General features: G+C 66.6%; 24 protein-coding genes. 14 read left to right on the top strand and 10 right to left on the bottom strand.

All coding sequences use genetic code 11. The features are described from left to right. Positions 1–66 precede the first annotated feature (66 nt). Positions 67–1,932, bottom strand: coding sequence for a cation:proton antiporter (locus JF515_RS04895; RefSeq protein ID WP_203101577.1), 1,866 nt, complete (start codon positions 1,930–1,932; stop codon positions 67–69). A 169-nt stretch (positions 1,933–2,101) separates the two neighbouring features. On the opposite strand from JF515_RS04895, the gene JF515_RS04890 reads away from it, so the two are divergent. Next, the gene (locus tag JF515_RS04890; RefSeq protein ID WP_203101576.1) at positions 2,102–3,295 is read left to right on the top strand and encodes a multidrug effflux MFS transporter; all 1,194 of its coding nucleotides are present in this window, start codon (positions 2,102–2,104) and stop codon (positions 3,293–3,295) included. A gap of 12 nt (positions 3,296–3,307) precedes the next feature. Here the strand turns inward: JF515_RS04890 and JF515_RS04885 are convergent, their stop codons facing one another. Further along, on the bottom strand, positions 3,308–5,758 hold the full coding sequence (locus JF515_RS04885) for an FtsX-like permease family protein (protein WP_203101575.1): 2,451 nt from the start codon (positions 5,756–5,758) through the stop codon (positions 3,308–3,310). Further along, complete coding sequence (locus JF515_RS04880) at positions 5,751–6,425, bottom strand: ABC transporter ATP-binding protein (RefSeq protein WP_203101574.1); 675 nt, start codon at positions 6,423–6,425, stop codon at positions 5,751–5,753. The genes JF515_RS04885 and JF515_RS04880 overlap by 8 nt, the downstream gene beginning before the upstream one ends. Here JF515_RS04880 and JF515_RS04875 point away from each other — a divergent pair, their 5' ends adjacent. Then, on the top strand, positions 6,426–7,040 hold the full coding sequence (locus JF515_RS04875) for an arylesterase (RefSeq protein WP_203101565.1): 615 nt from the start codon (positions 6,426–6,428) through the stop codon (positions 7,038–7,040). A 40-nt stretch (positions 7,041–7,080) separates the two neighbouring features. Further along, positions 7,081–7,689: a DUF924 family protein gene (locus tag JF515_RS04870; RefSeq protein ID WP_203101563.1), complete on the top strand. Its 609-nt coding sequence runs from the start codon at positions 7,081–7,083 to the stop codon at positions 7,687–7,689. Between the two features lie 85 nt (positions 7,690–7,774). Here the strand turns inward: JF515_RS04870 and JF515_RS04865 are convergent, their stop codons facing one another. Together JF515_RS04865 and JF515_RS04860 are read right to left on the bottom strand one after the other, a co-directional pair. Further along, the gene (locus tag JF515_RS04865) at positions 7,775–10,366 is read right to left on the bottom strand and encodes a DUF349 domain-containing protein (RefSeq protein ID WP_203101561.1); all 2,592 of its coding nucleotides are present in this window, start codon (positions 10,364–10,366) and stop codon (positions 7,775–7,777) included. Positions 10,367–10,442: 76 nt separating this feature from the next. Next, entirely contained in the window at positions 10,443–11,333 is an 891-nt protein-coding gene (locus JF515_RS04860; protein WP_203101559.1) for an acyltransferase, read from the bottom strand. 162 nt (positions 11,334–11,495) lie between these two features. Here JF515_RS04860 and JF515_RS04855 point away from each other — a divergent pair, with 162 nt between their 5' ends. Both JF515_RS04855 and JF515_RS04850 read left to right on the top strand, forming a co-directional pair. Further along, on the top strand, positions 11,496–12,677 hold the full coding sequence (locus JF515_RS04855) for a CaiB/BaiF CoA transferase family protein (RefSeq protein ID WP_203101557.1): 1,182 nt from the start codon (positions 11,496–11,498) through the stop codon (positions 12,675–12,677). A 101-nt stretch (positions 12,678–12,778) separates the two neighbouring features. Next, complete coding sequence (locus JF515_RS04850) at positions 12,779–13,792, top strand: hypothetical protein (RefSeq protein ID WP_203101556.1); 1,014 nt, start codon at positions 12,779–12,781, stop codon at positions 13,790–13,792. A gap of 158 nt (positions 13,793–13,950) precedes the next feature. Here the strand turns inward: JF515_RS04850 and JF515_RS04845 are convergent, their stop codons facing one another. The 3 genes from JF515_RS04845 to JF515_RS04835 all read right to left on the bottom strand — a co-directional run bounded on the left by JF515_RS04845 (position 13,951) and on the right by JF515_RS04835 (position 15,643). Beyond that, complete coding sequence (locus JF515_RS04845) at positions 13,951–14,610, bottom strand: TIGR04211 family SH3 domain-containing protein (RefSeq protein WP_203101554.1); 660 nt, start codon at positions 14,608–14,610, stop codon at positions 13,951–13,953. Positions 14,611–14,718: 108 nt separating this feature from the next. Beyond that, entirely contained in the window at positions 14,719–15,018 is a 300-nt protein-coding gene (locus tag JF515_RS04840; protein WP_203101552.1) for a YciI family protein, read from the bottom strand. Next, positions 14,996–15,643, bottom strand: coding sequence for an inner membrane-spanning protein YciB (locus JF515_RS04835; RefSeq protein WP_203101550.1), 648 nt, complete (start codon positions 15,641–15,643; stop codon positions 14,996–14,998). Before JF515_RS04835 ends, JF515_RS04840 begins: the two co-directional genes overlap by 23 nt. Before the next feature lie 79 nt (positions 15,644–15,722). Here JF515_RS04835 and JF515_RS04830 point away from each other — a divergent pair, with 79 nt between their 5' ends. The 6 genes from JF515_RS04830 to rluB all read left to right on the top strand — a co-directional run bounded on the left by JF515_RS04830 (position 15,723) and on the right by rluB (position 21,263). Beyond that, positions 15,723–16,625, top strand: coding sequence for a PHP domain-containing protein (locus JF515_RS04830; protein ID WP_203101548.1), 903 nt, complete (start codon positions 15,723–15,725; stop codon positions 16,623–16,625). Continuing rightward, positions 16,622–17,245 (top strand): L-threonylcarbamoyladenylate synthase, encoded by a 624-nt coding sequence (locus JF515_RS04825; RefSeq protein WP_203101546.1) that lies wholly within the window; start codon positions 16,622–16,624, stop codon positions 17,243–17,245. The genes JF515_RS04830 and JF515_RS04825 overlap by 4 nt, the downstream gene beginning before the upstream one ends. Before the next feature lie 149 nt (positions 17,246–17,394). Next, the gene (locus JF515_RS04820; protein ID WP_203101537.1) at positions 17,395–18,609 is read left to right on the top strand and encodes a tryptophan--tRNA ligase; all 1,215 of its coding nucleotides are present in this window, start codon (positions 17,395–17,397) and stop codon (positions 18,607–18,609) included. A 25-nt stretch (positions 18,610–18,634) separates the two neighbouring features. Then, a complete protein-coding gene (locus JF515_RS04815; protein WP_425305600.1) occupies positions 18,635–19,567 on the top strand; it encodes a segregation and condensation protein A in 933 nt (310 codons plus the stop codon). Positions 19,568–19,569: 2 nt separating this feature from the next. Further along, on the top strand, positions 19,570–20,427 hold the full coding sequence (scpB, locus tag JF515_RS04810) for an SMC-Scp complex subunit ScpB (protein WP_203101827.1): 858 nt from the start codon (positions 19,570–19,572) through the stop codon (positions 20,425–20,427). Beyond that, on the top strand, positions 20,424–21,263 hold the full coding sequence (rluB, locus tag JF515_RS04805) for a 23S rRNA pseudouridine(2605) synthase RluB (protein WP_203101535.1): 840 nt from the start codon (positions 20,424–20,426) through the stop codon (positions 21,261–21,263). The genes scpB and rluB overlap by 4 nt, the downstream gene beginning before the upstream one ends. 107 nt (positions 21,264–21,370) lie before the next feature. On the opposite strand, the gene JF515_RS04800 is transcribed toward rluB, so the two are convergent. Then, positions 21,371–22,087: a 16S rRNA (uracil(1498)-N(3))-methyltransferase gene (locus JF515_RS04800; RefSeq protein WP_203101534.1), complete on the bottom strand. Its 717-nt coding sequence runs from the start codon at positions 22,085–22,087 to the stop codon at positions 21,371–21,373. Positions 22,088–22,211: 124 nt separating this feature from the next. Here JF515_RS04800 and JF515_RS04795 point away from each other — a divergent pair, with 124 nt between their 5' ends. The 3 genes from JF515_RS04795 (at position 22,212) to JF515_RS04785 (ending at position 25,155) form a co-directional block, all read left to right on the top strand. Next, positions 22,212–23,054, top strand: a complete 843-nt coding sequence (locus JF515_RS04795) for an AAA family ATPase (protein WP_203101533.1) — start codon at positions 22,212–22,214, stop codon at positions 23,052–23,054. A 91-nt stretch (positions 23,055–23,145) separates the two neighbouring features. Next, complete coding sequence (locus tag JF515_RS04790) at positions 23,146–24,324, top strand: vWA domain-containing protein (RefSeq protein ID WP_203101532.1); 1,179 nt, start codon at positions 23,146–23,148, stop codon at positions 24,322–24,324. Positions 24,325–24,450: 126 nt separating this feature from the next. Next, positions 24,451–25,155: a hypothetical protein gene (locus tag JF515_RS04785; protein WP_203101531.1), complete on the top strand. Its 705-nt coding sequence runs from the start codon at positions 24,451–24,453 to the stop codon at positions 25,153–25,155. A 4-nt stretch (positions 25,156–25,159) separates the two neighbouring features. Here JF515_RS04785 and JF515_RS04780 read toward each other — a convergent pair whose 3' ends face one another. Then, a complete protein-coding gene (locus JF515_RS04780; protein ID WP_203101530.1) occupies positions 25,160–26,062 on the bottom strand; it encodes a DMT family transporter in 903 nt (300 codons plus the stop codon). Positions 26,063–26,113: the final 51 nt, after the last annotated feature.

Below are 26,113 nucleotides of genomic sequence, written 5' to 3'. Positions count from 1 at the left end.
AGGAGATCGCCTTCCAGGGCCGATCGCGGCTGAAGCCGCTCCTACAGCTCTCCAGTAGGAGCGGCTTCAGCCGCGATCAGTGCCCTTGCCGGCGCCTTTCTCCGACGCTTTTTCGGAGGCCTTTTCGGAGACCCGTTCTTCCTTGGCATCATCCTTGATCAGCGCCATCACCGACCAGCCCGGGCGCGGTTCCGGCTGCGCCTCGGCGGTGAATACATGGATGCGGTCGCGGGGGTCGATGGCGAACAGCGGCCACACCTGGCGGTCTTCCACCGCCAGGTAGGCCTGGAAGTCGAATTCCTCGGTGATCCGGGTGCGGCGGATTTCCGCGCCCTGGCTGATCAGGCTGGCCAGTCGCGCGTAGCTGGCCTCGTTGCTGAACAGGGTGGCGCCGCGATGGTGCGCCGCCACCTCGTGCTTGTCTTCCTTCTCGCTCACCCAGGGCAGGCTGTAGACGTTGGGCTCGCCGAATTCCAGCCGGTAGCGCATGGTGGATACGGTGTTCAGTTCCCGTCGCGGGCTCAGCCCCAGCAGCTTGCCATAGCCGACCAGATCCAGGTGCTGGTCGGCGTGGCTGGACACCGGATTACCATAGAAGGTACTCAGCCCGTCCATGCGCGCGGAACGAATGCTCTCCCAGTTGGAATCGATCAGCAGCACCGGGAAGTTGTTCTGTTGCAGGGCCTTGCCGATGGCCCGGGACACCGGGTTGGCGCCGATCAGCAGGAAGCCGCGCGGCCCCGGCTCCGCCACTTTAAGCAAGCGCGCCAGCGGGCGCGCGGTAACGCTCTGCAGGGCCACCGTGCCGATAATGATCATGAAGGTAAGGGGCACCAGAAGGTCGGCACCGGCCACGCCACTTTCCTCCAGTCGCTGGGCGAACAGCGCCGACACCGCCGCGGCGACGATGCCGCGCGGCGCGATCCAGGCCAGCAGTGCCTTCTCCCGCCAGTTGAGGCTGCTGCCCAGGGTCGCCACCCATACCGACAGCGGCCGGGCCACCAGCTGCACGATGGCCAGCACCAGCAGGGCGGACGCCCCGAGGCTGAGCAACTGGTCCATTTCCAGGCGCGCCGCGAGCACGATGAACAGACCGGAGATCAGCATCACCGACAGGTTCTCCTTGAAGTGGAGAATGTCGTCGGTGCGCACGCCCTTGCGGTTGGCCATGACGATGCCGGTGACGGTTACCGCCACCAGGCCGGATTCCTCGCTGAGACCATTGGCGAGCACGAATTCACCGATCACCGCCGATAGAACCAGGAAGCTGCGCAGGTATTCCGGCACCAGATGGCGGCTGAGCAGGGCGCTCAGCATGAAGGCCACCACGGTACCGATCACGGCGCCCACGGCGATCGCCTGGAAGAACAGCCACAGGCCATGCAGCAGGGCGCCTTGCTGGCCGGTGGCCACCACCAGCTCATAGGCCAGTACCGCCAGGATCGCGCCCAGCGGATCGATGACGATGCCTTCCCAGCGCAGCAGCCGGGCGATGTTGGCCTTGGGCCGCACGCTGCGCAATAACGGCACGATCACCGTCGGGCCGGTGACCACCACCAGGGCGCCGAACAGCAGCGCCAGCCCCAGCGGCAGCTTGAGCAGCCCCCAGGCGGCCAGGGTCACCACGCCCCAGGTGATCAGGGCACCCCAGGTCACCAGCCGGCGTACCGTCTTCTCCAGGCCGCGAATCTCATCGAACCGCAGGGTCAGGGCGCCTTCGAACAGAATGATCGATACCGCCAGGGACACCCCCGGCAGCAACAGGTCGCCGAACAACTCAAGGGGTTGGATCAGTCCGCCCACCGAGCCGAGCAACAAGCCGGAGATCAGCAACGGCAGAATCGCCGGCAGTTTGATTCGCCAGGACGCCCATTGGCACAGAAAGGCGACCACGGTAATCAGCGCCAGCTGGAAGGGAGCGGAAAGTTCCATGGGCTTCCTTGTCTCGAGAATGCGGCTATGGTCCCAGCCAACCCGGAACGCCGCAAGCCTTTGTTTTGAAGCGATCAAAATCTGATAAAAAGCGCGTCAAAGCGGGCACCGGGGGCACTTGAATGATAGGCTTGCCCTCCCTCTGAACTGGTTTCCCGGGAAACGATTCATGTCCGCGATTTCTCCGCTGCGCCTGGCGCTCATGCTGGGCACGCTGGTGGCCCTTGGGCCGCTGGCCATCGACACCTATCTGCCGGCACTGCCGACCATGGCGGAGGGCTTCGGCGTGGCGGTGCACCGGGTGGAACTCTCGGTCAGTTTCTATGTGATCGGCGTGGCCCTGGGGCAATGGCTGGGCGGTCCGCTGTCGGACCACTTCGGTCGCAAGCCAGTGGCCTACGTGGGGTTGGTGGTGTTCATTCTCGCCAGCCTGGCGATCAGTATCTGCCGTACCGTGGAGCAGCTTTACCTGCTGCGCGTGGTGCAAGCGCTCGGCGGCGGCGCCACGGTGGTGATCGCCGCCGCCTCGGTGCGCGATCATTTCAACGGTCGGGAAGCGGCCCGGGTACTCACCTCCGTGGGCCTGGTGCTGCTCATCGCGCCGCTGCTGGCGCCGGCCATCGGCGCCGCGCTGCTCAAGCTGTCCGGCTGGCCCAGCATCTTCGTGATGCTGGCCGGTTACGCCGTGGTGGTGGGGCTGATGCTGCGTTTCGCGCTGCCCACGGTGACGCCCCAGGTAGCGGAGGAACCGCTGCGCCACCGCATGTTCGCCGCCTACGGGCGGGTGCTTCGCCAGCGCAAGGCGATGGGGTTCATCCTCGCCAACGGCCTGGTGTTCTCGGCCATGTTCACCTTCATCACCGACGCCGCCTTCCTGTACATCGAGTACTTCGGCATGGACGAGTCGGAGTTCCCGCTGCTGTTCGGCGCCAACGTGGTCACCATGCTCGGCCTGAACCGGGTCAACGTGCTGTTGCTGCGCCGCCATGACAGCCCGGTGATCATGGGCGTGGCGGTGCTGATCCAGGCGGTGGCCGCCCTGGTGCTGCTGGGCCTCACGCTGAGCGGCCACCTGACCCTGTGGACCACGGTGCCGTTGATCATGCTGGTGGCGGGCATGGCGGCGCTGGCGATTCCCAACGCCTTGGCCAGCTTCCTGGCCTATTTCGACCGGGACAGCGGCGCCGCCACCGGGCTCAACGGCTGCCTGCAGTTTCTTCTGGCCGGCCTGATCGGCACCGGGCTGGGCATGATCCATGATGGCACGCCGCTGCCCATGACCGCCCTGATGGCGGGCAGCGCCGTGGCGGCGCTGATCAGCTTCCGGCTTCTGGCCGGCGAGCGCATCGCCAACCGGCTCTAACCGCCGGCGCCGTCAGCCGGCCAGGCGCGCCATTGGGCGCTCCTGGTTGCGCGGCCGCGCCGCCTCCAGGACCAGCATGGGCACGACCAGCGCCCAGGGCAGCAGAATCCAGCCGGACAACGGCAGGTCGCCGTCGAACAGCTTGATGCCCAGGGGCACCAGCGCCGCCAAGTGCAGCAGGTGGGCGAACAGGGCGGCGCCGCCGAGCAGCAGCAACTGCTCCAGCACCGCCACCCGCCGCAACAGGGCGCTGCGTGCCCCCAGCACCCGCAGCAGCGCTTCGTCCTTGCGCCGCTGCTGGCCGCCGGCCAGCCAGGCCGCCGCCATCACCAGCACGCTGGCCGCCAGCAGCAGCGCCGCCAGGGCCAGGGCCGCGCGGCTGGCCTGGGCGATCAGCGCCTGGGCCTGGTCGAGCAGGGCGTTCACGTCCAGCAGGGTGATCTGCGGAAACTGGCGAATCAGCGCCGGCAGTTCCGTGGCGCGGTCCTCGGGTAGATAGAAACTGGTCAGCCAGTAGCGGCTCTGGCCGTCCAGGGTGCCCGGGCTGAACATGAAATAGAAATTGGGCTCGAAGCTTTCCCAGTCCACCTCGCGCAGGCCTACCACCGTGGCGGTCAGGTCACCGGCCTGGGCGGTAAAGGTCAGTTGGTCGCCCACCTCAAGGCCCAGGGACTCCGCCAGTTCCGACTCCACCGACACCTCGCCGGGGCGGTCGCCGAGCCAGCGCCCCGCCAGGGTCCGGTTGCTTTCCGGCAGGGCGTCCGCCTCGGTGAGTGACAGGTCCCGGTTGAGGGCGCGCTGGCCCTGATCGTCCTCGTCCTCTTCCTTGGTTACCGCCTCGCGGACCGGCTGGCCATCGATTTCGGTGAGCCGGCCACGTACCACCGGGTAATAGCCGGGCACGCGGGCACCATGATCGTCCAGCCAGGCGCGGAAAGCGTCCAGATCCTGGTCGAACAGGTTAAGCACGAAGTAGTTCGGCGCCTGCTCCGGCAACCGGTCGCGCCAGTCCGCCAGCAGTTGCCGGCCGACCTGCGTGGCCAGCGACATGATCGCCAGGGCCAGCACCATGGCGGCCAGCATCGGCAGGGTGGTCAGCGGTCGCCGCGACAGCCGGCGCAGGGCCAGCCGCGCGGCCAGGGGCCAGCGCTGGCCGGCCCGGTCCGCCAGGCGCAGCGGCATCCACAGCAGCAGTGGCAGCCCCACGGCCACCGTCACCATCAGCGCCAGCAACTGGCCCAGATCCATCAATGATCCTGACAGCATCATCGCCACCAGCACCGGCGCCAGCAGGGCGCCGACCAGGTTCAGGCCGGCCCGGGCGGAGGGCGCTTCCGGGCTGTCGCCGAGGATTTCCCTGGCTGGCAGATGGACCAGCCGCCACAGGCGCGGCAGGGCGAAGCCCGCCCAGATCACCAACGGCGCCAGGCCCAGCAGTAGCCAGGTGTGCCAGGGCGGTCGCCAGGCCAGTTCGTCGCCCAGCCATTGCCGCAGCGCCAGGAAAGCGCCGGCGGCCAGGGCCAGCCCCACCAGCAGCGACGGCAGCAGCGCCACCAGTTCGCGGCCCAGCACCCGGGAAAGTATCTGGCGACGGCGGGCGCCGAAGGTCTTCATCACCGCGCAGCGACGCGCCTGCTCGGCGCCGCGCACGCCGGCGGCCAGGTAGACCGCGCCGCCGCACAGCAGCACCACCATCATCACCGCCAGTTGCCCCCACAGGGTGAGCTGGCGCAGCGGGCCCATGGAGCGCAGACCGGCATCGTCGCGGGTGTCGATTTCCTGGTTCACCGCCAGGGTCGGGCGCAGCGCCTCCGCCACCGTGTCCAGGGCGTCGCCGGGGGCGGCGATGCGCAGTTCATGGCGCACCCGGGTGCCCGGGCCGAGAATGCCGGTGGAGGCCACGTCCGCCCGGTTCATCATCAGCCTCGGGTTCATGCTGTAGAAGCCGGCGCCCTGGTCCGGCTCGCGGATCAGCACCTTGCTGACCAGCAGGGCGCGGTCGCCCACGGTGATGAACTCTCCGGTGGCCTGGCCAAGCCGGTCCAGGGCGGTGCCGGCCAGCCACACCTCGCCGGGAGCCGGTCCATGGGCCGCCGGGTAGGGATCGCCGAAGCGCTGGTCGGCCACGGTGAGCGCGCCGAACAGCGGGTAGCCGTCGTCCACCGCCTTGACGCTGGCCAGCACGAAGGTGTCGTCGCGCACCAGCACGGTGGTGAAACGGGTGACCTGGGAATGGGGCCGGTCCGCCACCAGCGCGACCTGCCCGTCACCGGCCGGCTGGCTGCCTTCCAGGATCAGGTCACCGCCAATGGCCTCGGCGGTGCGGTTGGCGAAGCGGTGGTCCAACTCGCCGCGCATCAGCACCACCGCGGCGATCGCCAGGGACGCCACCAGCAGCGCCAGGGCCTGGATGCGGAAGGCGCCGGAACGCCAGGGGCGCATCAGCAATCGTGGATCAAACACTCAGACGGCCCTCCACCAGCTCATGGTGATGGGCGCAATGGGCGGCGAGGGCCGGGTCATGGGTGACCAGCACCAGGGCGGTGCCATGGTCCCGGTTGAGGTCAAACAGCAAGCTCGCCACCTGTTCGCCGTTGGCCCGGTCCAGGCTGCCGGTGGGTTCGTCGGCGAACAGCAGGTCCGGTTCCAGGGCGAACGCTCGGGCCAGGGCGACCCGCTGCTGCTCGCCGCCGGACAGCTGGCCGGGAAAATGGCGCTCGCGGTGCGCCAGGCCAACCCGCTCCAGCCAGTGACGGGCCCGCGCCCGGGCCCGGTCGGCGCCGGTGATCTCCAGCGGCAGCATGACGTTCTCCACGGCGTTGAGGTCGGAAACCAGATGAAACGCCTGGAATACGAAACCGCAATAGCGCCCGCGCAATGCCGCCCGACCGTCCTCGTCCAGGCGGCTGAAAGGCTCGCCGCGCAGCCGTACTTCGCCGCCGCTGGGCACGTCCAGGCCGGCGAGCAGGCCCAGCAGAGTGGATTTTCCGGAACCGGACGGCCCGGTGATGGCCATACTGTCACCAGGGTTCAGCGTCAGGTCGATATCATCGAGGAGGGTAAGCGTGCCTTCCGGGGCGGGAACCGTTTTGCTAAGTTGACGCGCGTCGAGTACCGGAGTCGAAGCCATATGTTGGGACGCCTGCTGATCGTAATCTGTTTGATTGTGCCCGCCATCGTGCGCGCCGAAGGGGTGCTGGTGCTGGGCGACAGCATCAGCGCGGCCTATGGCATCGACGAAACGCAGGGATGGGTACAGCTTCTCCGACAGCGTCTGGATAAGCAATGTTCCGGGTTACCGGTGGTGAACGCCTCGGTGAGCGGCGATACCAGCGACGGTGGCCGGGTGCGTCTGCCCAAGCTGCTGGAACGCCACCAGCCGGATACCGTGGTCATCGAGCTGGGCGGTAATGACGGCCTGCGCGGTCTGCCGCCGCGCCGGCTGGCGGACAACCTGGCCACCATGATACGCCTCAGCCGTGAAGCCGGCGCGGAGGCGGTGCTGCTGGGCATGCGCATCCCGCCCAACTACGGACAGGGCTACACCCGCCTGTTCGAGGGCGCGTTCCAGGACGTGGCCGAAGAGACCGGGGTGCCGTTCCTGCCGTTCCTGCTGGACGGCGTGGTGGAGGCCGGGCAACTGCAGGGCGACGGCATCCATCCCACCGCCGAGGCGCAGCCCCGGTTGCTGGACAATGCCTGGCCGGTGATCGAGACCGCGCTGCCCGATGAGGCCTGCGAATGACCTGCCCACCGCCCGTGACCTTCCAGGAAGGAGCCGCCCCATGGATCTGAGCGCCCCCCATCAGGACGTCCTCACCTTCTGGTTTGGCGACGACGGCGGCGACTGGCCGCCGGCGTCGGTGAGCCGGCGCTGGTTCAAGAGCACCCCGGGCCGAGACGCGGAGATCGAGGAACGGTTCGGCGACCGGGTGCGGGCCGCTTTGCAGCGGGAACTGGTGGACTGGGAACGGGAAGCCGGCTCGCGGCTGGCGCTGATCGTGCTGCTGGATCAGTTCACCCGCAACATTTACCGGGGCACCGCCGATGCCTTCGCCGGCGATCATCGGGGCGCCACTCTGTGCCTGGAAGGATTGTCGACGGGCATGGACCGGCGCCTGGATTGGGCCGGGCAAGTGTTCTTCTGCATGCCGCTGATGCACGCCGAGGATGAGGACCTGCAGAAACGGTCGGTGGCTTGCTACCGGGACATCCAGGCACGGGCGCCGGAGGTGGCACGGGCCGCCATCGGGCACAGCCTGAAAGCAGCGGAAGAACATTCGCGGATCATCCGGCGCTTCGGGCGCTTCCCGCACCGCAACCAGGTTCTCGGTCGGGAAAGCACCGCCGAGGAACTGGTGTTCCTGGAAACCGCCAAACGCCACGGGCAATAGCGGGATTTGAGCGCCGGATCGCGACCGAAGCCGCTCCTACGGTGGCTTCCATACCCGGTAGGAGCAGCTTCAGCCGCGATCAGCTTTATCCGGCGTGCGGCTCAACAGCGGCCAGGGCCACCGTCATGCGCTGGCGCAGCGCCGGGTCCAGCGGGGCGTCCGCGTCCCGTTGCTCCACCAGCTTGAGCGCTTCTTCCAACGGCGCGTAGCCGGCGGACTTCATCGCCCGGGGCAGTTGTTCAAGCTGCCAGGCCATGCGTTCGGCGCGGGCATGCTCCGGGCTGTCCACGCCGGCCAGGGCTTCCAGGGCCACCGCCAGGGCGCGGTCCTGATCGGAGGCCTCGCCGTCCGGGGCGGCCGCCAGGCGTTGCTCCGCATCGCGCCAGCGATGCCAGCGGGGCAGATCGGCGCGGCGGCGGCGCAGGCTGTCCAGCAGCTGCTGCTTGCGGCGCTGCTGACCGCGTTCCAGAGCACCATGATCGAGCCCATCCAGCTCCCCGATCAGCGCCGCCAGCGCGGCATCATCCAGCTCCAGCGGATCGTCGCGCAGGCGGCGTTCGCCGTCGTCGAGCAGGGCGGCGGCCCGCTCACGCTCAGCCTGCCGGGCCTCGTCCCGGGCCTGGCTGGCGGCCTGACGGGCGCCGAAGATGGCGTCCATCAGGCCCCGGAAATCCTTCTGCCAGCGCCGGTGCCGGGCCGGTGGCAGCCAGGGCGCGGCGCGCCACTCCTTCTGCAACTCGCGGGCCTGGCGGGCGGCGTCGTGGGCATCTTCCCGCTCGCTCAGGGCGCGGGCGCGGTCGATCATCCCGGCGCGCTGGCGCTCGGCCTCCTGCCAGGCCCGGTCCAGGTGTTCGTCGATCTCGGAGAGCAGGGCGGAAAAGCGCTTGCGCAAATCACGACCGTCGGTGAAGCGCACCGGTGAATGGTCCTTCCATTCCTGGGGGGCGCGCCGGCGGATCTCCCACACCGCCTGCCAGTCCGCCTTGTCCCAATTCTCGCCGTTGACGAAGGCCGCCAACTGGTCGCACAGGGCGCGGCGGCGGCGCAGGTTCTCGGCTCGTTGCGCATCCAGTTCCTCGAAATGGGCCCGGCAGGGTTCATAGGCCCGGTCCGAGGCGGCCTTGAAACGGTCCCAAAGAGCCTGATCCTGGTCCTGGTCGGAGCTCATCAGCGCCCGCCATTCATCGTGCAGGGCCTGGATCGCACTGGCCCGCTCGTCGGCGTCCATGGACTGCTCGATAAGCGCTTCCATGCGCTCACACAACGCGTCCTTCTTGGGCTGGGCGGCGAAGGCATGCCAGTCACGCAACTCCTCGCGCCGCGCGCCGTGGCGTTCCAGTTGCCGCGCCAGCCAAGGATCGTTTTCCTCCGCGAGCACCGCCTCGGCCTTCAACCACAGGCGGTTGGCGTGTTTCAGGTTGCCGCGCTGCAACTCGCGGCGCAGTGCCACCACCAGGCCCTGGTGGCGGCTGCGCTGGGAGCGTCGCGGGGAAGCCTCCCGGGTCAACTCGGCAGGCCCGGCGGCATCGACATCGCCGCCGAGCGGCGGCGCCAGGTCCGCCAGGGAGGAGGGGGCCGGCACCCGCCGGGGCCATTGTTCGGCCAGCGCGTGGCGGTCTTCCGGGTCCGGGTTATCGCGGGCGGCCTCGGCCAGCGCGATCAGTCGCCGCCACTCATCCAATTGCGAGCGGAACGCCAGCTCCTGGTCGTCGTCGCCGGGGGCTTCCTCGGCGGCGGCCTGCCAGCGGCGCTCCTGGGTGGCCACCGCGGAACGCAGCTCGCCCAGTTGCTGGTCCCAGGTGTCGCCGTCCAGGTCACGCATCAGAGCGCGCAGGGTGTCCAGGGCCGCGTGCCGCTCTTGCCGGGCGGCCGCCAGCTCCGCTTCCCGTCGCTCCTCCTGGCGCGCCTGCTCAAGCCGCGCGCGGGCGTCCTCCAGGGCCTTGCCGGCGCGTTCCGCCTGACGTGGGTCGGCGCCCTCGGCGAGCGCCTCCCAGCGTTGTTCCAACTGGCCGAAACGGGCCGCGAACAGGGGATCGGCGCTATGGGCGGCGAGGTGCTCCAGGGCATCCAGGGTCTGTCCCCGTTCCTCCTCCCGACGCTCCTGTTCGGTGTGTTCGCGCTGATGGGCCTTGAGGCGCTCCCGGGCCAGGCGCACCACCTTCTTGTCGCGACCCTCACGGCCCAGCTGGCGCAACCGCTCGTCGTCTTCCAGCCGTTCCGCGGCGGCCAGCCGGGTAGCCGCGTCCTTGCCATGCAACGCCAGTTGGTACAACGACTCGGCATCGCGGATCGACGCCAGCGCCGCCTCGCGGCTGGCCGCGTCCGGGCTGTGCCGGACCACATGCATCAATACCCGGGGATTGTCGGTATGGCGGATCAGCCGCAGGCGGGTCTCGGCGGCGGGAGCCCCGGCCACGGTGCCGGCCAGCAGCGCCATGATGCGCTCGGAGGCGGCGTCACGCACCGCCGCGTCCGTGTCCTTGGCGATCAGTTGATCAAGCAGGCTGAGATCAAGCAGGGCGGCGGCGGCCGCCGCGCGTACTCGCGGGCTGTCGTCGTCGCGCGCCAGCCGCGCCAGCAGTTCGCTGTCCTGGTCCGGATTCAGGGCCGTGGCGGCTTGCGCGCGCACGTCGGCGTCCCGGTGTCGCCACCGGGGTTTGAACAGATTGCCTAGCATGGCCTTCCCATCGGATTCGCTTTGTATTTCTCGGGGCCGGGATGGCACCGGGCCACTACTATAGGCAAATCCGCCCTTACGCGGAAAGCCGTGACTGAATCAAAGCGTCCTTTTCCGTCCACAATTCGCTGATCCAGGCCTGGATGCGAGCGCGGAATTCCGGGTCATTCTCGTAATCGCCCCGCGAAGCCCAGTCCGGGATTGGCCGGCGGTGCACGATCACCTGAACTTCATCCATGGCGCCGCCCAGGAATCCGAGCAGGGAGCGGGTGGTATTCGGCGGATAGACGATGGTGAAATCGAGCAGGGTATGTAACTGGCCGCCCATCGCCTTCAGGGTGAAGGCGGCGCCGCCGGCCTTGGGCTTGAGCAGGTGGGTATAGGGCGAGCCCTGTTCGTCGTGTTTTTCCCGGGTGAAGCGGGTGCCCTCGAAGAAGTTCATCACCGACACCGGGTAATGGGCGTATTTCTCGCAAGCCCGGCGGGTGGTTTCCATGTCCTTGCCTTTCAGTTCCGGGTGCTTGGCGAGCTGGGCACGGGTGTAGCGCTTCATGAACGGAAAATCCAGCGCCCACCAGGCCAGCCCCAATAGCGGCACCCAGATCAATTGCTGCTTGAGAAAGAACTTCAAAAACGGCACCCGGCGGTTGGTGGCCATCTGCAGCACCAGGATATCGGCCCAGGACTGGTGGTTGGACGTGACCAGATACCACTCCTGGCGCGCCAGCCCCTCCATCCCCTCAATCCGCCAGCGTACGCCACTGGTGAGCCTGGCGATGGCGTTGTTCACCGCGATCCAGGTCTCCGCGATCACCACCAGCACCCGGGCCAGCATCACCTGGGCCCGATGGAACGGCAGGCACAGCCGCAGCAGGGCGAACAGATACAGCAGTGGCGCCATGATCAGGGTGTTCAGTGTGATGCCCACCAGGGCCAGGGTGCCGCGCAGTTTGATGAGTGGCGTCATAATGATCCGCGATATCCATGGAAGAGGCGCATGCTAGCGCAGTTGACGCCCGCGCCCCATGTCCGTTTCGGTCAGTCGGCGATGGCAATGGCCATTGGCGGCGCCGTCCCCGGACGGTAGGGTTCCGGTTCCCCACAGCCCGTTTTGGAAAGGAGCGGTTTCATGAGCGGACCCCTGGCCACCCTGAAAGTCCTGGATTTTTCCACCTTGCTGCCTGGCCCCTTCGCCACCCTGTTGCTGGCCGACATGGGCGCCGAGGTGCTGCGCGTGGAGTCGCCCACCCGTCCGGATATGGTTCGTCTGCTGCCGCCCTCCGAGGACAATGTCTCGGCGGTGCACGGCTACATCAACCGTTCCAAACGCTCCCTGGCGCTGGATCTGAAAACCCCGGAAGGCCGCGAGGTGGTGTACCGGCTGGTAAAGGACTACGACATCGTGGTGGAGCAGTTCCGGCCCGGCGTCATGGACAAGCTGGGGGTCGGCTACGAGACCCTCAAGGCGATCAACCCGGGCCTGATTTACTGCTCAATCACCGGCTACGGCCAGGATGGCCCCTACCGCGACCGCGCCGGCCACGATCTGAATTACCTCTCCATCGCCGGCATGACCAGCTATAACGGTCGCCGGGACAGCGGCCCGGCGCCGATGGCGTTCCAGGTGGCGGACGTGGCCGGCGGCTCCTGCCATGCCGTCATGGGCCTGCTGGCGGCGGTGATTCATCGCCACCATACCGGCGAGGGCCAGCAGGTGGACATTTCCATGACCGATGCCGCCTTCAGCCTGCACGGGCTGAGCGCGCCGCCGGCCCTGGTGGCCGGCGAGGACCCGACCCTGGAAGGCACCACCCTGAATGGCGGCAGCTTCTATGATTGCTACCGTACCCGTGACGGTCGCTACCTTTCCGTGGCGGGGCTGGAGCCCCAGTTCTTCAGTCAGTTTTGCGAGACCATTGGCCGGCCGGATCTGACCACCAAGGGGCTCAGCCGCGAGCCCGCCCAGGTGGCGGAGGTGAAGGCGGCGATCGCCGAGGTGATCGGCGGCCAGGACCATGATCACTGGTGCCAGGTATTCGCCGAACTGGACTGCTGCGTGGAGCCGGTGCTGAGCTTCAGCGAGGCGGCGGCGCATCCGCAGCTCCAGGCCCGCGGCATGGTGGTGGAGGTACCGCGCCACGATGGCGGGCATCAGCGTCAGGTGGCGTCGCCGTTCAAGTTCTCGGCCACGCCGGTGGGCTACCGGTTCAGCGGCGCCCGGCTTGGCCAGCACAATGAGGCGGTGCTGCGCGAGCAGGGCTTCGACGACGACGAAATTGCCGCTCTTCGCGCCGCCGGCGCCCTGGGCTGATTCCCGAGGCGTCGCCGGCACGCTATGCTGGCGCCATGAGGTGTTGGTGGTCACTTGGTCGTTCGTTGTTGCCCGGCATGATAATGCTTGGTATGTCGTCCATGGCGGGGGCACAGCCCGTCGACGCCTGTCGTTGGGAAGGCGCCGGCACCCTGGTGGACCGCACCCATGACTGGCTGTCGCGCAGCCTGTGCTGGCCGAGCCGCTGGGTGGACGGTTTCTTCGAGGACCCGCTGCGCGAGAACAACGAACCGGCCGCCAGCTTGGTGCGTCTTACCGGTGAGCGGGTATGGCGCGACGATGGCGACGGCGCCAGCGACGTGGACCTGGACGCCCGGGTCTGGCTGCCGAGCGCTGAACGCCGCTTCTCGCTGCTGTTCCGTAGCCACGATGAGGATCAGGATCCGGAGACGCCGGTGGCCCGGGAAATTCCCGCCGGGGAACGCGACAATGGTTTTCGTGGGGCCCTGCGCTGGGCCATCGAGCGCACCGACGCCATGGATCTGGATCTGGACGTGGGCGTGCGTTCGGACCTGACCACCTTCACCCGCCTGCGTTACCGCCGTCTTTATCCACTGTTCAACGAATCCGCCTGGTTGCGCTACACCCAGCGCATCTACTGGCGCGACCCTGACGGCTGGGGCAGCCGCTCCCTGTTCGACCTGGACCGGCCGCTGGCGCCGGACACCACCCTGCGTTTTTCCAGCGAGATCCGTTACACCGAGGAACTCAACCAGGCCGGTGATGGGCTGGGGCTGTTCCAGGGCGTGAATTTGTTCAAACGGCTGGACGGGCGCTCGGCGCTCAATCTGGGGCTCGGGGTAGGGGGCCACAGTAAACCGGCCGTGGTGGACAATTACCGGGTCTATGCGCGCTATCGGCGTAACGTGTGGCGGCCCTGGCTGTTCTTCGAGGTGGAGCCGTTCGTGCTGTGGCCCCGGGATCAGGGTTACCAGGGCGTCAACGGGGTGGTGCTGCGCCTGGAAACCCTGTTCGGGCGGGTGGCCAGGGAGCCTCTGAATACCGCCTTGCGTACTCAGGCTTACAGGCTGGCTCACAATCAAGGCGCCCTTTTGAAGGCAGGCTGGTTGCCTGTCGAAAAAGGGCAACGATGAATGTGGGCCAGCCTGTAAGCCCCACCGGGCGTGGCCTGAAGTGCACCGCCGCCGCGCCTTGCCTCTTGGAAAGGGCGCCACCCTGCCCGTCGAGACAAGACACGACGGCGGCGCACTTCAGGCCACGCTGAGCACGTAAGGCGGTATTCAGAGGCTCCCTAGTTAGCCCAGGTGCTGCGGCGGCGGCCGGATTTGGATTTGAGCAACAGGCCGGCGATGGCGCCGAGTAGCAGGATGCCGACCCCGGTGATCCATTTGCGCGAGGTGTTGTCGCTGCGCAGCATGGTGTTTTCCGCCTTCAACTGATCCAGATCCGAGCGCAGCATGCTCAGTTCCTCGTTGAGCCGGCGGTTGGCCTGGTCCAGACGAATCGGATCGGCGGCCACGTCGCGCAGCTTGTCCAGCTCCTGACCACGGCTGCTCAGCGAGCCCTTCAATTCCTCGTTCTCGCCACTCAGGCTGTCGCGCTCCTGGCGAATCCGCCCGAGTTCCTCCTGGAGTTCACCGACCTGTTTCTCGAGCTGCTGGTTTTCCTGGCTGACCCGCTGCAGGCGGATGGCGGCGGTGGGGGAGCGGCTGATGTACTGCTTGCCAATGTAGCCCTCGGTGCCCTGGTAGCGGATGTGCGCCCAGTCGCCTTCCTCGCCGAGAAACTCCACCTGGGTACCGCTTTTCAGCCCGCGGTGGACGATTCGATAACCGGAACCGGCGCCGGAGCGGACCGGTACGTAGATTTCATCGTCCACCCAGGCGGTGGCGGCCAGGGCCGGCGCCGACAAAGCGGCAATCAGGAAACAGCAGAACCAGCGAACCAGCATGAACGGGCACTCCTTGATGATCTGGGCGCGAAGTTTAGGCAACCGGCGCGGCGAACGGCGCCGAAGTAGTCACATTTCCCGGCCCTGGCGGGCCGGGTTTGTAAAAAATCAGGGCAGAACGGCCTTGAACGGTTTCACCGTGACCCGCTCGTAGACGCCGGCCTCGATATAGGGGTCGGCGTCGGCCCAGGCGCGGGCATCGTCCAGGGAGTCGAACTCCGCCACCACCAGGGAGCCGGTGAAACCCGCTTCGCCGGGATCGGCGCTGTCCACCGCCGGGTGCGGCCCGGCCAGCACCAGGCGGCCCTGATCACGGAGCCGCTCCAGGCGCGCCAGGTGGTCGGCGCGAGCGCCGGCGCGGCGGTTCAGGGAATCGGCCACGTCTTCACTGATGATCGCGTACAGCATCGTCCTCGTCGTCCTTCTTGGTCGGTTCCGGTTCGTTTTTGTCCTGGTGAAACAGGCGTTGGCGATCCGCCTCCGGCATGCGTTTGTAGAAATACAGGAAGGCGGCCACGTAGAACACCATCTGGATGGCGGTGAAGCCGAACAGCTTGAAGTTCACCCAGAATTCAGTGCTGAAATTATAGGCGATGAACAGGTTCAGCCCCCCCAGAGCCAGAAAATACAGCACGAAGGCCAGGTTCAGCCGGCTCCAGTCGCGGCGCTCCAGCGTTACGACGAAGCCGAAGCCACCCACCATCAAGCGTTCGCACAGGCGTTGCAACAGGTTGCGCTCGCCCAGGAAGTGGCCCACCAGCAGCACCGCGCCAAGCACGAAGCTGATGATCGAGGGACGCCATTTAATGAACACATCATCGCGCAGCAACAGGGTCAGGCCACCGAACACCAGGGTGATCACGAACACCACCAGATGCAGCCGGTGCCAGCGCTTCCAGATCAGCCGGCCGGCCAGCACCTGGAAGGTGGTGGCGCCGATGATGCCCCAGGTGGCCAGCATGATGTCCTGGCCACTGAGGAAATAGAGGCCGAAAAACACCACCACGGGCAGGTAGTCGAACAGTTGCTTCATGGAATCGTTCCTTGTTCGGATCGCCGATGGTATCGGGAACCGCACGGCAAATCATCCCGAGTATGGTACCGTTGCCCCCATGATTGAAGCCGCACCCTTCCAACGCCCCGACCTGCATTGCCACAGCCTCGCCTCCGACGGCGTGCTGTCGCCGGCGGATCTGGTCGCCCGCGCCGCCGAGTACGGCGTCGATGCCCTGGCGCTCACCGACCATGACACCCTGGCCGGGTTGCCCGAGGCCCGCGCCGCGGCGGCCCACCATGGCCTGACCCTGGTCAACGGCATCGAGCTGTCGGTGCTGTGGGGCAGTCGCGAGATTCATGTGCTGGGCCTGTGGGTGGACCCGGATTGCCCGGTGCTGGCCGCCCGCGTCGCCGATCAGTTGGAAGCCCGCCGGCAGCGGGCAAGGCGCATCGGCGCCCGGCTCGACAAGGCGGCCCGGCTCGAGGACAGCTACGCCAAGGCCTGCGCGCTGTCGGATTCGGACACCCCCGGCCGGCCCTGGTTCGCCCGGGTGCTGGTGGAGGAGGGCGTGGTGCGCGATCAGCGCCATGCCTTCAACCGCTTTCTCAAGAAAGGCCAGTCGGCGTTCGTCGCCACACCCTGGGTCAGCCTGGAGCAGGGCATCCAGGACCTGCGCACCGGCGGCGGCGTGGCGGTGCTGGCCCATCCCCAGGCCTATGACCTGACCCGCAAACGTCTGCGCGAGCTGGTGCGCGACTTCCGCGCCGCCGGAGGCCAGGCCATGGAGGCGGTGATGCCCGGACTGACCCGGCACCAGGCCGGCCTGCTGGAGGAATGCTGGCGCCACTTCGGGCTGGCGGTGTCCGGTGGCAGCGATTTTCACTCGCCGCAACAGAAATGGCTGAGCCTGGGCGGCCTGCCGCCGTTCCCGCCGGACGGCACGCCGGTATGGCGACTGGCCGGTGCTCCGGGGGACCTTGCGCCGACCCCGGGCCGGGTGGAGAATGCCGCCCCATGACCGAAGTACTGCATATTCATCCCGAGACTCCCCAACCGCGCCTGATTCGTCAGGCCGTGGACGTAATCCGTCAGGGCGGGCTGATCGCTTACCCCACCGACACCACCTATGCCCTGGGCTGCGGCATCGGCGAGAAGGATGCCCTGGAGCGTCTGATCCGCCTGCGGCGGCTCGACGACAAGCACCAGTTCACCCTGCTGTGCGCGGACCTGTCCGTGCTCGCCACCTATGCCAAGGTGGACAACCCGGACTATCGCCTGCTCAAGGCGCACACGCCGGGGCCTTACACCTTCATTCTCAAGGGTACCCACGAGGTGCCACGGCGCCTGATGCATCCGAAGAAACGCACCATCGGCATCCGCGTGCCCGATCATCCGATCTGCCAGGCACTGCTCAAGGAGCACGGCGAGCCGATCATGACCTCCACGGCACACCTGCCGGACGATGAGTTCCCCCTCACCGACCCCCAGGACGTTCGTGACTTCCTGCAGAATCAGGTCGATCTGGTCATCGATGGTGGCTTCTGTGGCGTCACCGAAACCACGGTGATCTCCCTGGCCGATGGCACCGGGCCGGAAGTGGTCCGCGAGGGCGCCGGCCCCCTCGACGCCATTTTCTGAACATTCGTTACCCAACCGGGCCGGGCTGGCATCGAGTCTGCATGAAGAAAATGGGTTGAACGGGCTCCGGTGGACCGCCGGCCCTGTCTTTACCCCGGCGGTTCCCTTTATAATCGCCGTTTTCTTGCCGTTACGACAGGAGTCGGCTTTTGAGTTCCGTGGTTCCCTCCCAAAGAGTGGTATCGGGCATGCGCGCCACCGGGCGCCTGCATCTGGGGCATTACCATGGCGTGCTCAAGAACTGGGCACGTTTGCAACACGAGTACGAGTGTTTCTTTTTTGTCGCTGACTGGCACGGTCTCACCACCGAGTACGAGAATCCGCACGCCATTCAGAACCATGTCTGGGACCTGGTGATCGACTGGCTGGCCGCTGGCGTCAACCCGGGGTCCGCGACCCTGTTCATCCAGAGTCAGGTGCCCGAGCACGCGGAGCTGCACCTGCTGCTGTCGATGATGACGCCGCTGTCCTGGCTGGAGCGGGTGCCCACCTATAAGGACCAGCAGGAAAAGCTGCGTGAGAAGGATCTGAGCACCTACGGATTTCTTGGCTATCCGCTGCTGCAGGCGGCCGACATCCTGATCTACCGTGCCGGCCAGGTCCCGGTGGGCGCCGATCAGGTGGCCCATGTGGAGCTGACCCGGGAAGTGGCGCGCCGCTTCAATCACCTGTACGGCCGCGAGCCGGGCTTCGAGGAAGCGGTGGTGGCCGCCATCAAGAAGATGGGCAAGAAGCAGGCGCGCATCTACACGGAGAACCGGCGCAAGTACCAGGAACAGGGTGACGAGACCGCCCTGGAAACCGCCCGCGCCCTGGTCCAGGGTCAGCAGAACATCACCCTGGGCGACAAGGAACGCCTCAACGGCGACCTCGAGGGCGGCGGCAAGATGATTCTGCCGGAGCCCCAGGCGCTGCTGACGCCGGCGTCGCGCATGCCCGGCCTGGACGGGCAGAAAATGTCCAAGTCCTACGGCAACTTCATCAGCCTCCGCGAGGAGCCCGACGAGGTGGACGCCAAGATCCGGCGCATGCCCACGGACCCGGCCCGGGTCCGACGCAGCGATCCGGGCACGCCGGAAAAATGCCCGGTGTGGGAATTCCACAAAGTGTACTCCGACGCCGACACCCAGGACTGGGTGCGCCAGGGCTGCACTACCGCCGGCATCGGCTGTCTGGAATGCAAGAAGCCGGTGATCGAGGCGGTCCAGGAGGAGCTGGCCCCGATCCGCAAGCGCGCCGAGGAACACATGCGCAATCCGGATCTGGTACGCACCATCGTCGCCGAGGGGTGCGAGGAAGCCCGCGAGGAGGCCCGCGCCACCCTCGAGGAAGTGCGCGCGGCGATGGGACTCCATTACCGGTGATCGCCAAGGAGGCGAAGCAGCAGCCATGAACGACGTCATCGACCAACAGGCCCCCCCGCGAGGGGATGGCAATAATCCGCTGGCGCCGCCCGGTCCGCGGCAGGCGGAGATGCCCTTTGGTCTGATGTACGGTCAGGCGATCACCAAGCTGCCGGACGACCTCTATATTCCGCCGGATGCCCTGGAAGTCTTTCTGGAGGCCTTCGAGGGGCCGCTGGACCTGCTGCTTTACCTGATCAAGCGGCAGAACCTGGACATTCTGGACATCCCGGTGGCGCAGATCACCAGCCAGTACATGGAGTACGTGGATCTGATGAAGGCGCTCAACCTGGAGTTGGCCGCCGAGTATCTGGTGATGGCCGCCATGCTGGGCGAGATCAAATCGCGCACCCTGCTGCCTCGGCCCAGCCACGACGAGGACGAGGACGGGGAGGACCCGCGTGCCGAGTTGATCCGTCGGCTGCAGGAGTACGAGCGTTTCAAGCAGGCCGCCGAGGACATCGACGGGCTGCCGCGTCAGGAGCGTGACTTCCAGATCGCCGCCGCGCGGCGCCCGGACTATGTGCGCCAGAAAGCGCAGCCGGACGTGGACCTGCGCGAGCTGTTGCTGGCCTTCAAGGAGGTGCTGCACCGGGCCGATATGTTCGAGAGCCACCAGGTATCGCGGGAAAAGTTGTCCACCCGCGAGCGCATGGCCAACGTGCTCGACCGCCTCAAGGGGCGAGAGTTCGTGCCCTTCGTGGAGCTGTTCGAGGCCGAGGAAGGGCGTCTGGGCGTGGTGGTGAGCTTTCTCGCGGTGCTGGAACTGGTGAAGGGTTCGCTCATCGAGCTGATCCAGAACACACCGTTCAGCCCGATCCACGTCAAGGCGAAAACCCTGGTTCTGGAGGAAAGTGAAGCCCTGGCGGCGCTGGAAATCGACGACGAGCCCTCAAACGACATAGCCGAGGACGATTGACCGTGGAGCCCCAGCAGATCAAGAACATCGTGGAAGCGGCGATCTTCGCCGCCGACGGCCCGCTGGACCGGGACGCGCTGTTGATGCTGTTCGACGAGCACGACCGCCCGGACAAGGCTGACTTGTCACGGTTGCTCGAGGAAATCGCCACGGAATACGGCGAGCGCGGCATCGAGCTGCGCGAAGTGGCCAGCGGATTCCGCTTCCAGGTGCGCAAGGACCTGGGGCCCTGGGTCAGCCGGCTGTGGCAGGAAAAACCGCCGCGCTACAGCCGCGCGATCCTGGAAACCCTGGCGCTGGTGGCCTACCGCCAGCCGATCACGCGGGGCGAGATCGAGGAGATTCGCGGCGTTTCGGTCAGCTCGCACATCGTCAAGAGCCTGCTTGAGCGGGGCTGGGTGCGGGTAGTCGGGCACCGCGACGTGCCCGGCCGGCCGGCGATGTTCGCCACCACGCGGCAGTTCCTGGACTACTTCGATCTGAAGAGTCTGGAGGACCTGCCGCCGTTGTCGGAGATCAAGGATCTCGACAAGCTGAACGAGGAACTGGCGCTCAGCGACGTCCCCGACGCGGACGGCGACGATGACCAAGAGGCCGGCCATGGCGAGCCCGGAGCGGCGGCGGAACGCCTGTTCGGCGTCGAGGACGACGAGCCGGAAATCGACGATGCCACCTTGATGAGCATGGACAAGGTGGACGCTGTGAATGCCGGTTTCGAAACCCGGTTCCGCCACAAAAGCTCACCGGAAGCGGAGAACGACGCCGCGCCGGTGGCCCCGGTCGCCGCCGAAGCGGCGCCGCGAACGAATGACGACGACGGCGGCGACGATGCCGCCAACGAGGACGAATCGACCTCATGAGTGAGAAATTGCAGAAAGTCCTGGCCCGCACCGGGCTGGGATCACGCCGTGAACTGGAGACATGGATCGCCGATGGGCGCGTCTCGGTGAACGGCCAGGTGGCGACCCTGGGCGACCGGGTGGAGCCGGAAGACACAATCAGAGTGGACGGCAGGATCATTCCAGTGAAGGCGGAAGAAGACGTAATTCGGCGCGTGATCATTTATCACAAGCCCGCCGGTGAGGTGTGCTCGCGGAACGACCCGCAGGGCCGCCCCACAGTGTTCGACAACCTCCCCCGGCTGCAGGGCCTGCGCTGGGTGCAGGTCGGCCGCCTGGACATCAACACCACCGGCCTGATGCTGTTCACCACCGACGGGGAACTGGCGCATCGGCTGATGCACCCGTCCAACGGCTTCGTGCGTGAATACGCGGTGCGGGTGCACGGCGAACTCACCGACGCCAAGCGCCAGGCGATGCTGGACGGGGTGCTGCTCGAGGACGGCGTGTCCAGCTTCGAGAGCATCGAGGACGCCGGCGGAGCGGAAGAGGGTGCCAACCACTGGTACAAGGTCAGTCTCACCGGTGGCAAATACCGGGAAGTGCGCCGCCTGTTCCAGTCCCAGGACCTGGAAGTGGCGCGGCTGATCCGCATCCGTTTCGGCGACCTGACACTGCCTTCCGATCTGCGCATGGGGCGCTGGAAGGAACTGACCGCCGAGGAGATCCAGCCGCTCACCGACCGGGTCGATCTCAAGGGCAAGAAATACACTGGCCTGTACGGCCGTGCCCGACTGCGTCATCAGCGCGGCAACAAGCCACCGCGCAAGCCGCGCCGTAACCCCTACCGCCGCTAAGGCATTTAGCAAGCCATCGCGACTGAAGTCGCTCCTACGGCGGGTCGTACGTCCCCGTAGGAGCGACCGGGCGGCGTTCCGCTTCAGTCGCGATAACCCGCCACGCCCTACGGCAACCGCATCAAAGCCCCCACCAACGCCGGCAAAGCCGTCTCCACCCGCAGAATGCGGGTGCCGAAGCGGTGCGCCCGGAAGCCGTGTTCCTGCAGCAACTCCACCTCGAACGGTGTCCAGCCCCCTTCCGGCCCGATCGCCAGGGTGGCCGGCCCGGCCTGCTCGTGGGGCAGGGCGGGGTGGTCGCCGGGGTGGGCGAGGTAACGCGCCCCGGGACCCGCCCAGCCATCCAGTTCATCCTCCACGAACGGCCGGAAGCGTGGCGCCTGGATCAGCTCCGGCAGCACCGTGTCGCCGGCCTGCTCCAGACCCAGGAGCAGTTTTTCCCGCAGCAACCCGGCCTTCAGGTTGGGGGTGCGCCAATAGCTCTTGTCCACCTTCCAGGCGTTGATCAGCACGATGCGCTTGATGCCCAGGCTGGCGGCGTCGATCAGCAGGCGTTTGAGCATCTTGGGGCGGGGCAGGGCCAGTACCAGATTCAGCGGCAGCGGCGCCGGCGGCTTTGAATCCACTTTAAAAGATAGTGTTATCTCATTGTTTTTCATGGATTCTATCCGCGCCTCGCCAAGGCCGTCGTTGAGCACGCCGGCGCGACAGCGGTCGCCCTCGGCGAGCTTGAGCACGGTGCGCGCATGGGCGCTCTGACGCTCGTCGAGCCGCCATAGATCGCCTTCCAGGCGTTGGTCGGGGTGCAGCAGGAACAGGTTCATGGGCGGCGATTATGGCACAGCCACTGACGTAATCCTCCCGCTCCGTGGCGGTTCCGGCCCTTTGCCCCGGGCCCGGGGGTTGCTAGAGTGCGCAGCGTTATTCTCGATGATGTGGAGAACCCGCATGCAGTTTCAGGGCACCGAAAAGTACGTTGCCACGGAAGATCTGAAAATGGCCGTCAACGCGGCCATCGCTCTGCAGCGCCCGCTGCTGATCAAGGGTGAGCCCGGCACCGGCAAGACCCTGCTCGCCGAGCAGGTGGCCGAAGCGCTCGGCAAGCCGTTGCTGGCCTGGCACATCAAGTCCACCACCAAGGCCCAGCAAGGCCTCTATGAGTACGACGCGGTGTCCCGGCTGCGCGACTCCCAGCTCGGCGCCGAAGGCGTCGAGGACGTGTCCAACTACATCAAGAAGGGCAAGCTGTGGGAGGCGTTCGCCGCCGACGAGCAGGTGGTGTTGCTGATCGACGAGATCGACAAGGCGGACATTGAGTTCCCCAACGATCTGCTTCAGGAATTGGACCGCATGGAGTTCTTCGTCTACGAAACCGGCGAAACCGTGCGCGCCGAGAAGCGCCCGATCGTGATCATCACCTCCAACAATGAGAAGGAGCTGCCCGACGCCTTCCTGCGCCGCTGCTTCTTCCACTACATCAACTTCCCCGACGCCAAGACCATGCAGTCGATCGTTGATGTGCACTTCCCGGAGATCAAGAAGGAGCTGGTCACCGAAGCGCTGGAGCTGTTCTTCGACCTGCGCAAGGTGCCGGGCATGAAGAAGAAGCCCTCCACCAGCGAGCTGATCGACTGGCTCAAGCTGCTGATGGCCGACGACATCCCCGAGGACATCCTGCGCAACCGCGACACCAAAAGCGCGGTACCGCCGCTGTACGGGGCGCTGGTCAAGAACGAAGCCGACGTGCAACTGCTCGAACGGCTGGCCTTCATGAACCGCCGCGAACGCTGAGCGGTGATCGCGGCTGAAGCCGCTCCTACGGTGCACGTTGTAGGAGCGGCTTCAGCCGCGATCCGCACCGAGGATTGGGGAGGCACCTTCCATGCTGATCGGTTTTTTCGAGGACCTGCGCGCCCACCGGGTGCCGGTGAGCCTGCGCGAGCTGCTGGACCTGTTCGACGCGCTCAAGCACCACGTGGCGTTCGGCTCCATCGAGGACTTCTACATGCTGTCCCGGGCGGTGATGGTCAAGGACGAGAAGTACTATGACCGTTTCGATCGCGCCTTCGCCCATTACTTCGAGGGGCTGGAGAGCATCGAGCCGGACTGGCTCAGCCAGACCATCCCCGAAGAGTGGCTGCGCAAGCAGCTCGAGAAGACCCTGTCCCCGGAGGAACGGGAACAGCTGCAGGGTCTGGGCAGCCTGGAGAAGATTCTCGATGAACTCCGCAAGCGCCTCGAAGAGCAGGAAAAACGCCACCAGGGCGGCAATAAATGGATCGGCACCGGCGGCACCAGCCCGTTCGGTGGCTACGGTGAAAATCCGGAAGGCATCCGCATGGTGGGGCCGTCGCGCAACAAGAGCGCGGTGAAGGTCTGGGAGAAGCGGGAATTCCGCAACCTGGACGATTCCGTGGAGCTGGGCATCCGCAACATCAAGCTGGCCCTGCGCCGGCTGCGCAAGTTCGCCCGTACCGGCCGCGAGGACGAGCTGGACATGGACGACACCATCAAGTCCACCGCCCGCAACGCCGGCCTGCTCGACATCAAGATGCGCCCGGAGCAGGAAAACCGGGTCAAGGTGCTGCTGTTCTTCGACATCGGCGGCTCCATGGACCCGTACATCAAGATGTGCGAGGAGCTGTTCTCCGCCGCCCGGCTGGAGTTCAAGCACATGGAGTATTTCTATTTCCACAACTTCATCTACGAATACGTGTGGAAGGACAACCGCCGCCGCTGGGACGAAAAGGTCTCCACCTGGGACGTACTGCACAAGTACGGCAGCGACTACAAGGTGATCTTCATCGGCGACGCCGCCATGAGCCCCTATGAGGTGAATTCCGTGGGCGGCTCCGTGGAGCACTGGAACGACGAGCCCGGCGCGGTCTGGTTCCAGCGTCTCATGGAAACCTACGAGAAGGTGATCTGGCTGAACCCGGAACCGGAACGGGCCTGGCAGATGACCACCTCCACCCAGTGGATCAAACAGCTCACCGACAACCACATGTACCCGCTTACCCTCGAAGGCATCGAGCGGGCCATGAAATACCTGAGCAAATAAAGCGCGGTGGGAGCGGCCCGGGCGGCGGGCCGCATCGGCCGCGATCCCTCCTTAAGCTTTCCTTAAGCCAACCCTCCAACCGCCGCGCTACCCTTGCCGGGTCTCATGCATCAACAAGGCCCCGGAATGAATCAACGCCTGCCGCGCCTGATGGCGCTTACGTTTTGCGTCAGCCTGCCCGCCCTGACCCTGGCCGACGTGGACAAGGTCTATTCGCCGCGCATCCATGCCGGCGACTGGGAACTGGAAACCCGGGGCACCTACCTGGATGATGGCGACCAGGCGGAAGACGGTCGCTGGCTGGAGAAATTTTCCCTGGGCCACGCTTTTAGCGACCGTTTCGCCCTGGAAGCCTATCTGAAAACCGAAAAACCACCCGGCGAATCCCTGGAGCTGGAAGCCTACGAACTGGAGGCCCGCTTCAACCTGTTTCAGAACCCGGACCGGGCCCTGGCGCTGCTCGGCGAAGTGGAAAAGGAGCGCGAGGACGACGTTTGGGAGTACAAGCTCGGCCCGCTCTATGAGCAGCGGCTGCCATCGAACCTGCGCCTGCGATTAAACGCCTTCGCCGAGAAGCAGGACGGCGCCGACGCCGAGGAAAGCGACATCGAATACTCCGGCGCGGCCCAACTGGCCTGGTTGGCCGACGATGAGCTGGCGCCGGCCTTGGAGTACTACGGCGAAAGCGGCAATCATGGCGCGGGCCCGGTGCTGCTGGGCGAATTCGAGCTCGGCGGCCACGAGCTGGAATGGGAAGCCGGCGCCATCTTCGGCCTGTCCGGCGGCGCCGACGAGGTGGTGTATCGCTGGTCCCTGGAAACGGAATTCTGACGGTTCAGCGTCGCGCCGGCGTCTTCACCAACTTGAGGGCGCCGATGCTGGCCAGCACCACCACCAGACCCAGCCACTGGACCGGCCCCAAGTGCTCGTCCGGGAACAGGGCCAGGGCGGCGGTGACCGTGACCACCGGCCCGAACATGGCCACCACCGCCGCCTCCGAGGCGTTGGCGCGGTGGAAGCCCTCGAACAGCAAGAAGAAGGGCAGCACCGTGGACAGCACCACCAGCACCACCATCCAGCCCAGGGCCGGGGCGCTCAACGCCAGTTCCGAGGCCGGAATGCCCGGCAGCAGCCCCACCGTCATGAACACCAGGGTGAAGCTGTTGGACACCTGGTTGAATCGCACCGAGCCGAGCGGTTTCATCAATCCCTGGCTGAGCGTCAGGAAGCTGGCGTAGCAGGCCGCCGCGCCCAGGCCGTACAGGGTGCCGGCCAGGGTCACCCGCCCGATCTGCCAGCCCGGCAGCAGCAGCAGGGCGATGCCGGTCCAGGCGCCGGCGAACACCAGCAGGTGGAGCGGGGCGGGCAGGCGCCGCAAGCGCACCGCCTCGATCAGCATGATCAGCGCCGGAAACAGGTACAGCAGCATCCGCGACAGGCTGGCGCCCAGTTCATGGATGGCGTTGAAGTCGCACCAGGTGGAGAAGAAGAACAACAGCCCGCTGACCGCGCACAGCCCCCACTGCCGGCGGCTGAGCCGCTCCTTGGGCCGCCCCCGGTTGATCCACAGGGCGCCCAGCCAGAACAGCGGCACGGCGAGCAGGAAGCGCCAGATCAGCAGGGCGTCCACGGACACGCCGTGCTGGTAGACCAGGCGGGCGAAAATGCCCTTGAAGGCCATGGCGAAGGTGGCGACGGCCACCAGCGCCAGGCCGGACTGCCAGAAGCGGCGCGACATGGGGAGACTCCCGTCCAGAGGGGCGCCCATGGTCCACGCCGGCGGCGCCGA

It is taken from the genome of Alloalcanivorax marinus (assembly GCF_016785095.1).
GTDB lineage: Bacteria > Pseudomonadota > Gammaproteobacteria > Pseudomonadales > Alcanivoracaceae > Alloalcanivorax > Alloalcanivorax marinus_A.
This window is presented reverse-complemented; position numbering and strand designations above follow the sequence as displayed.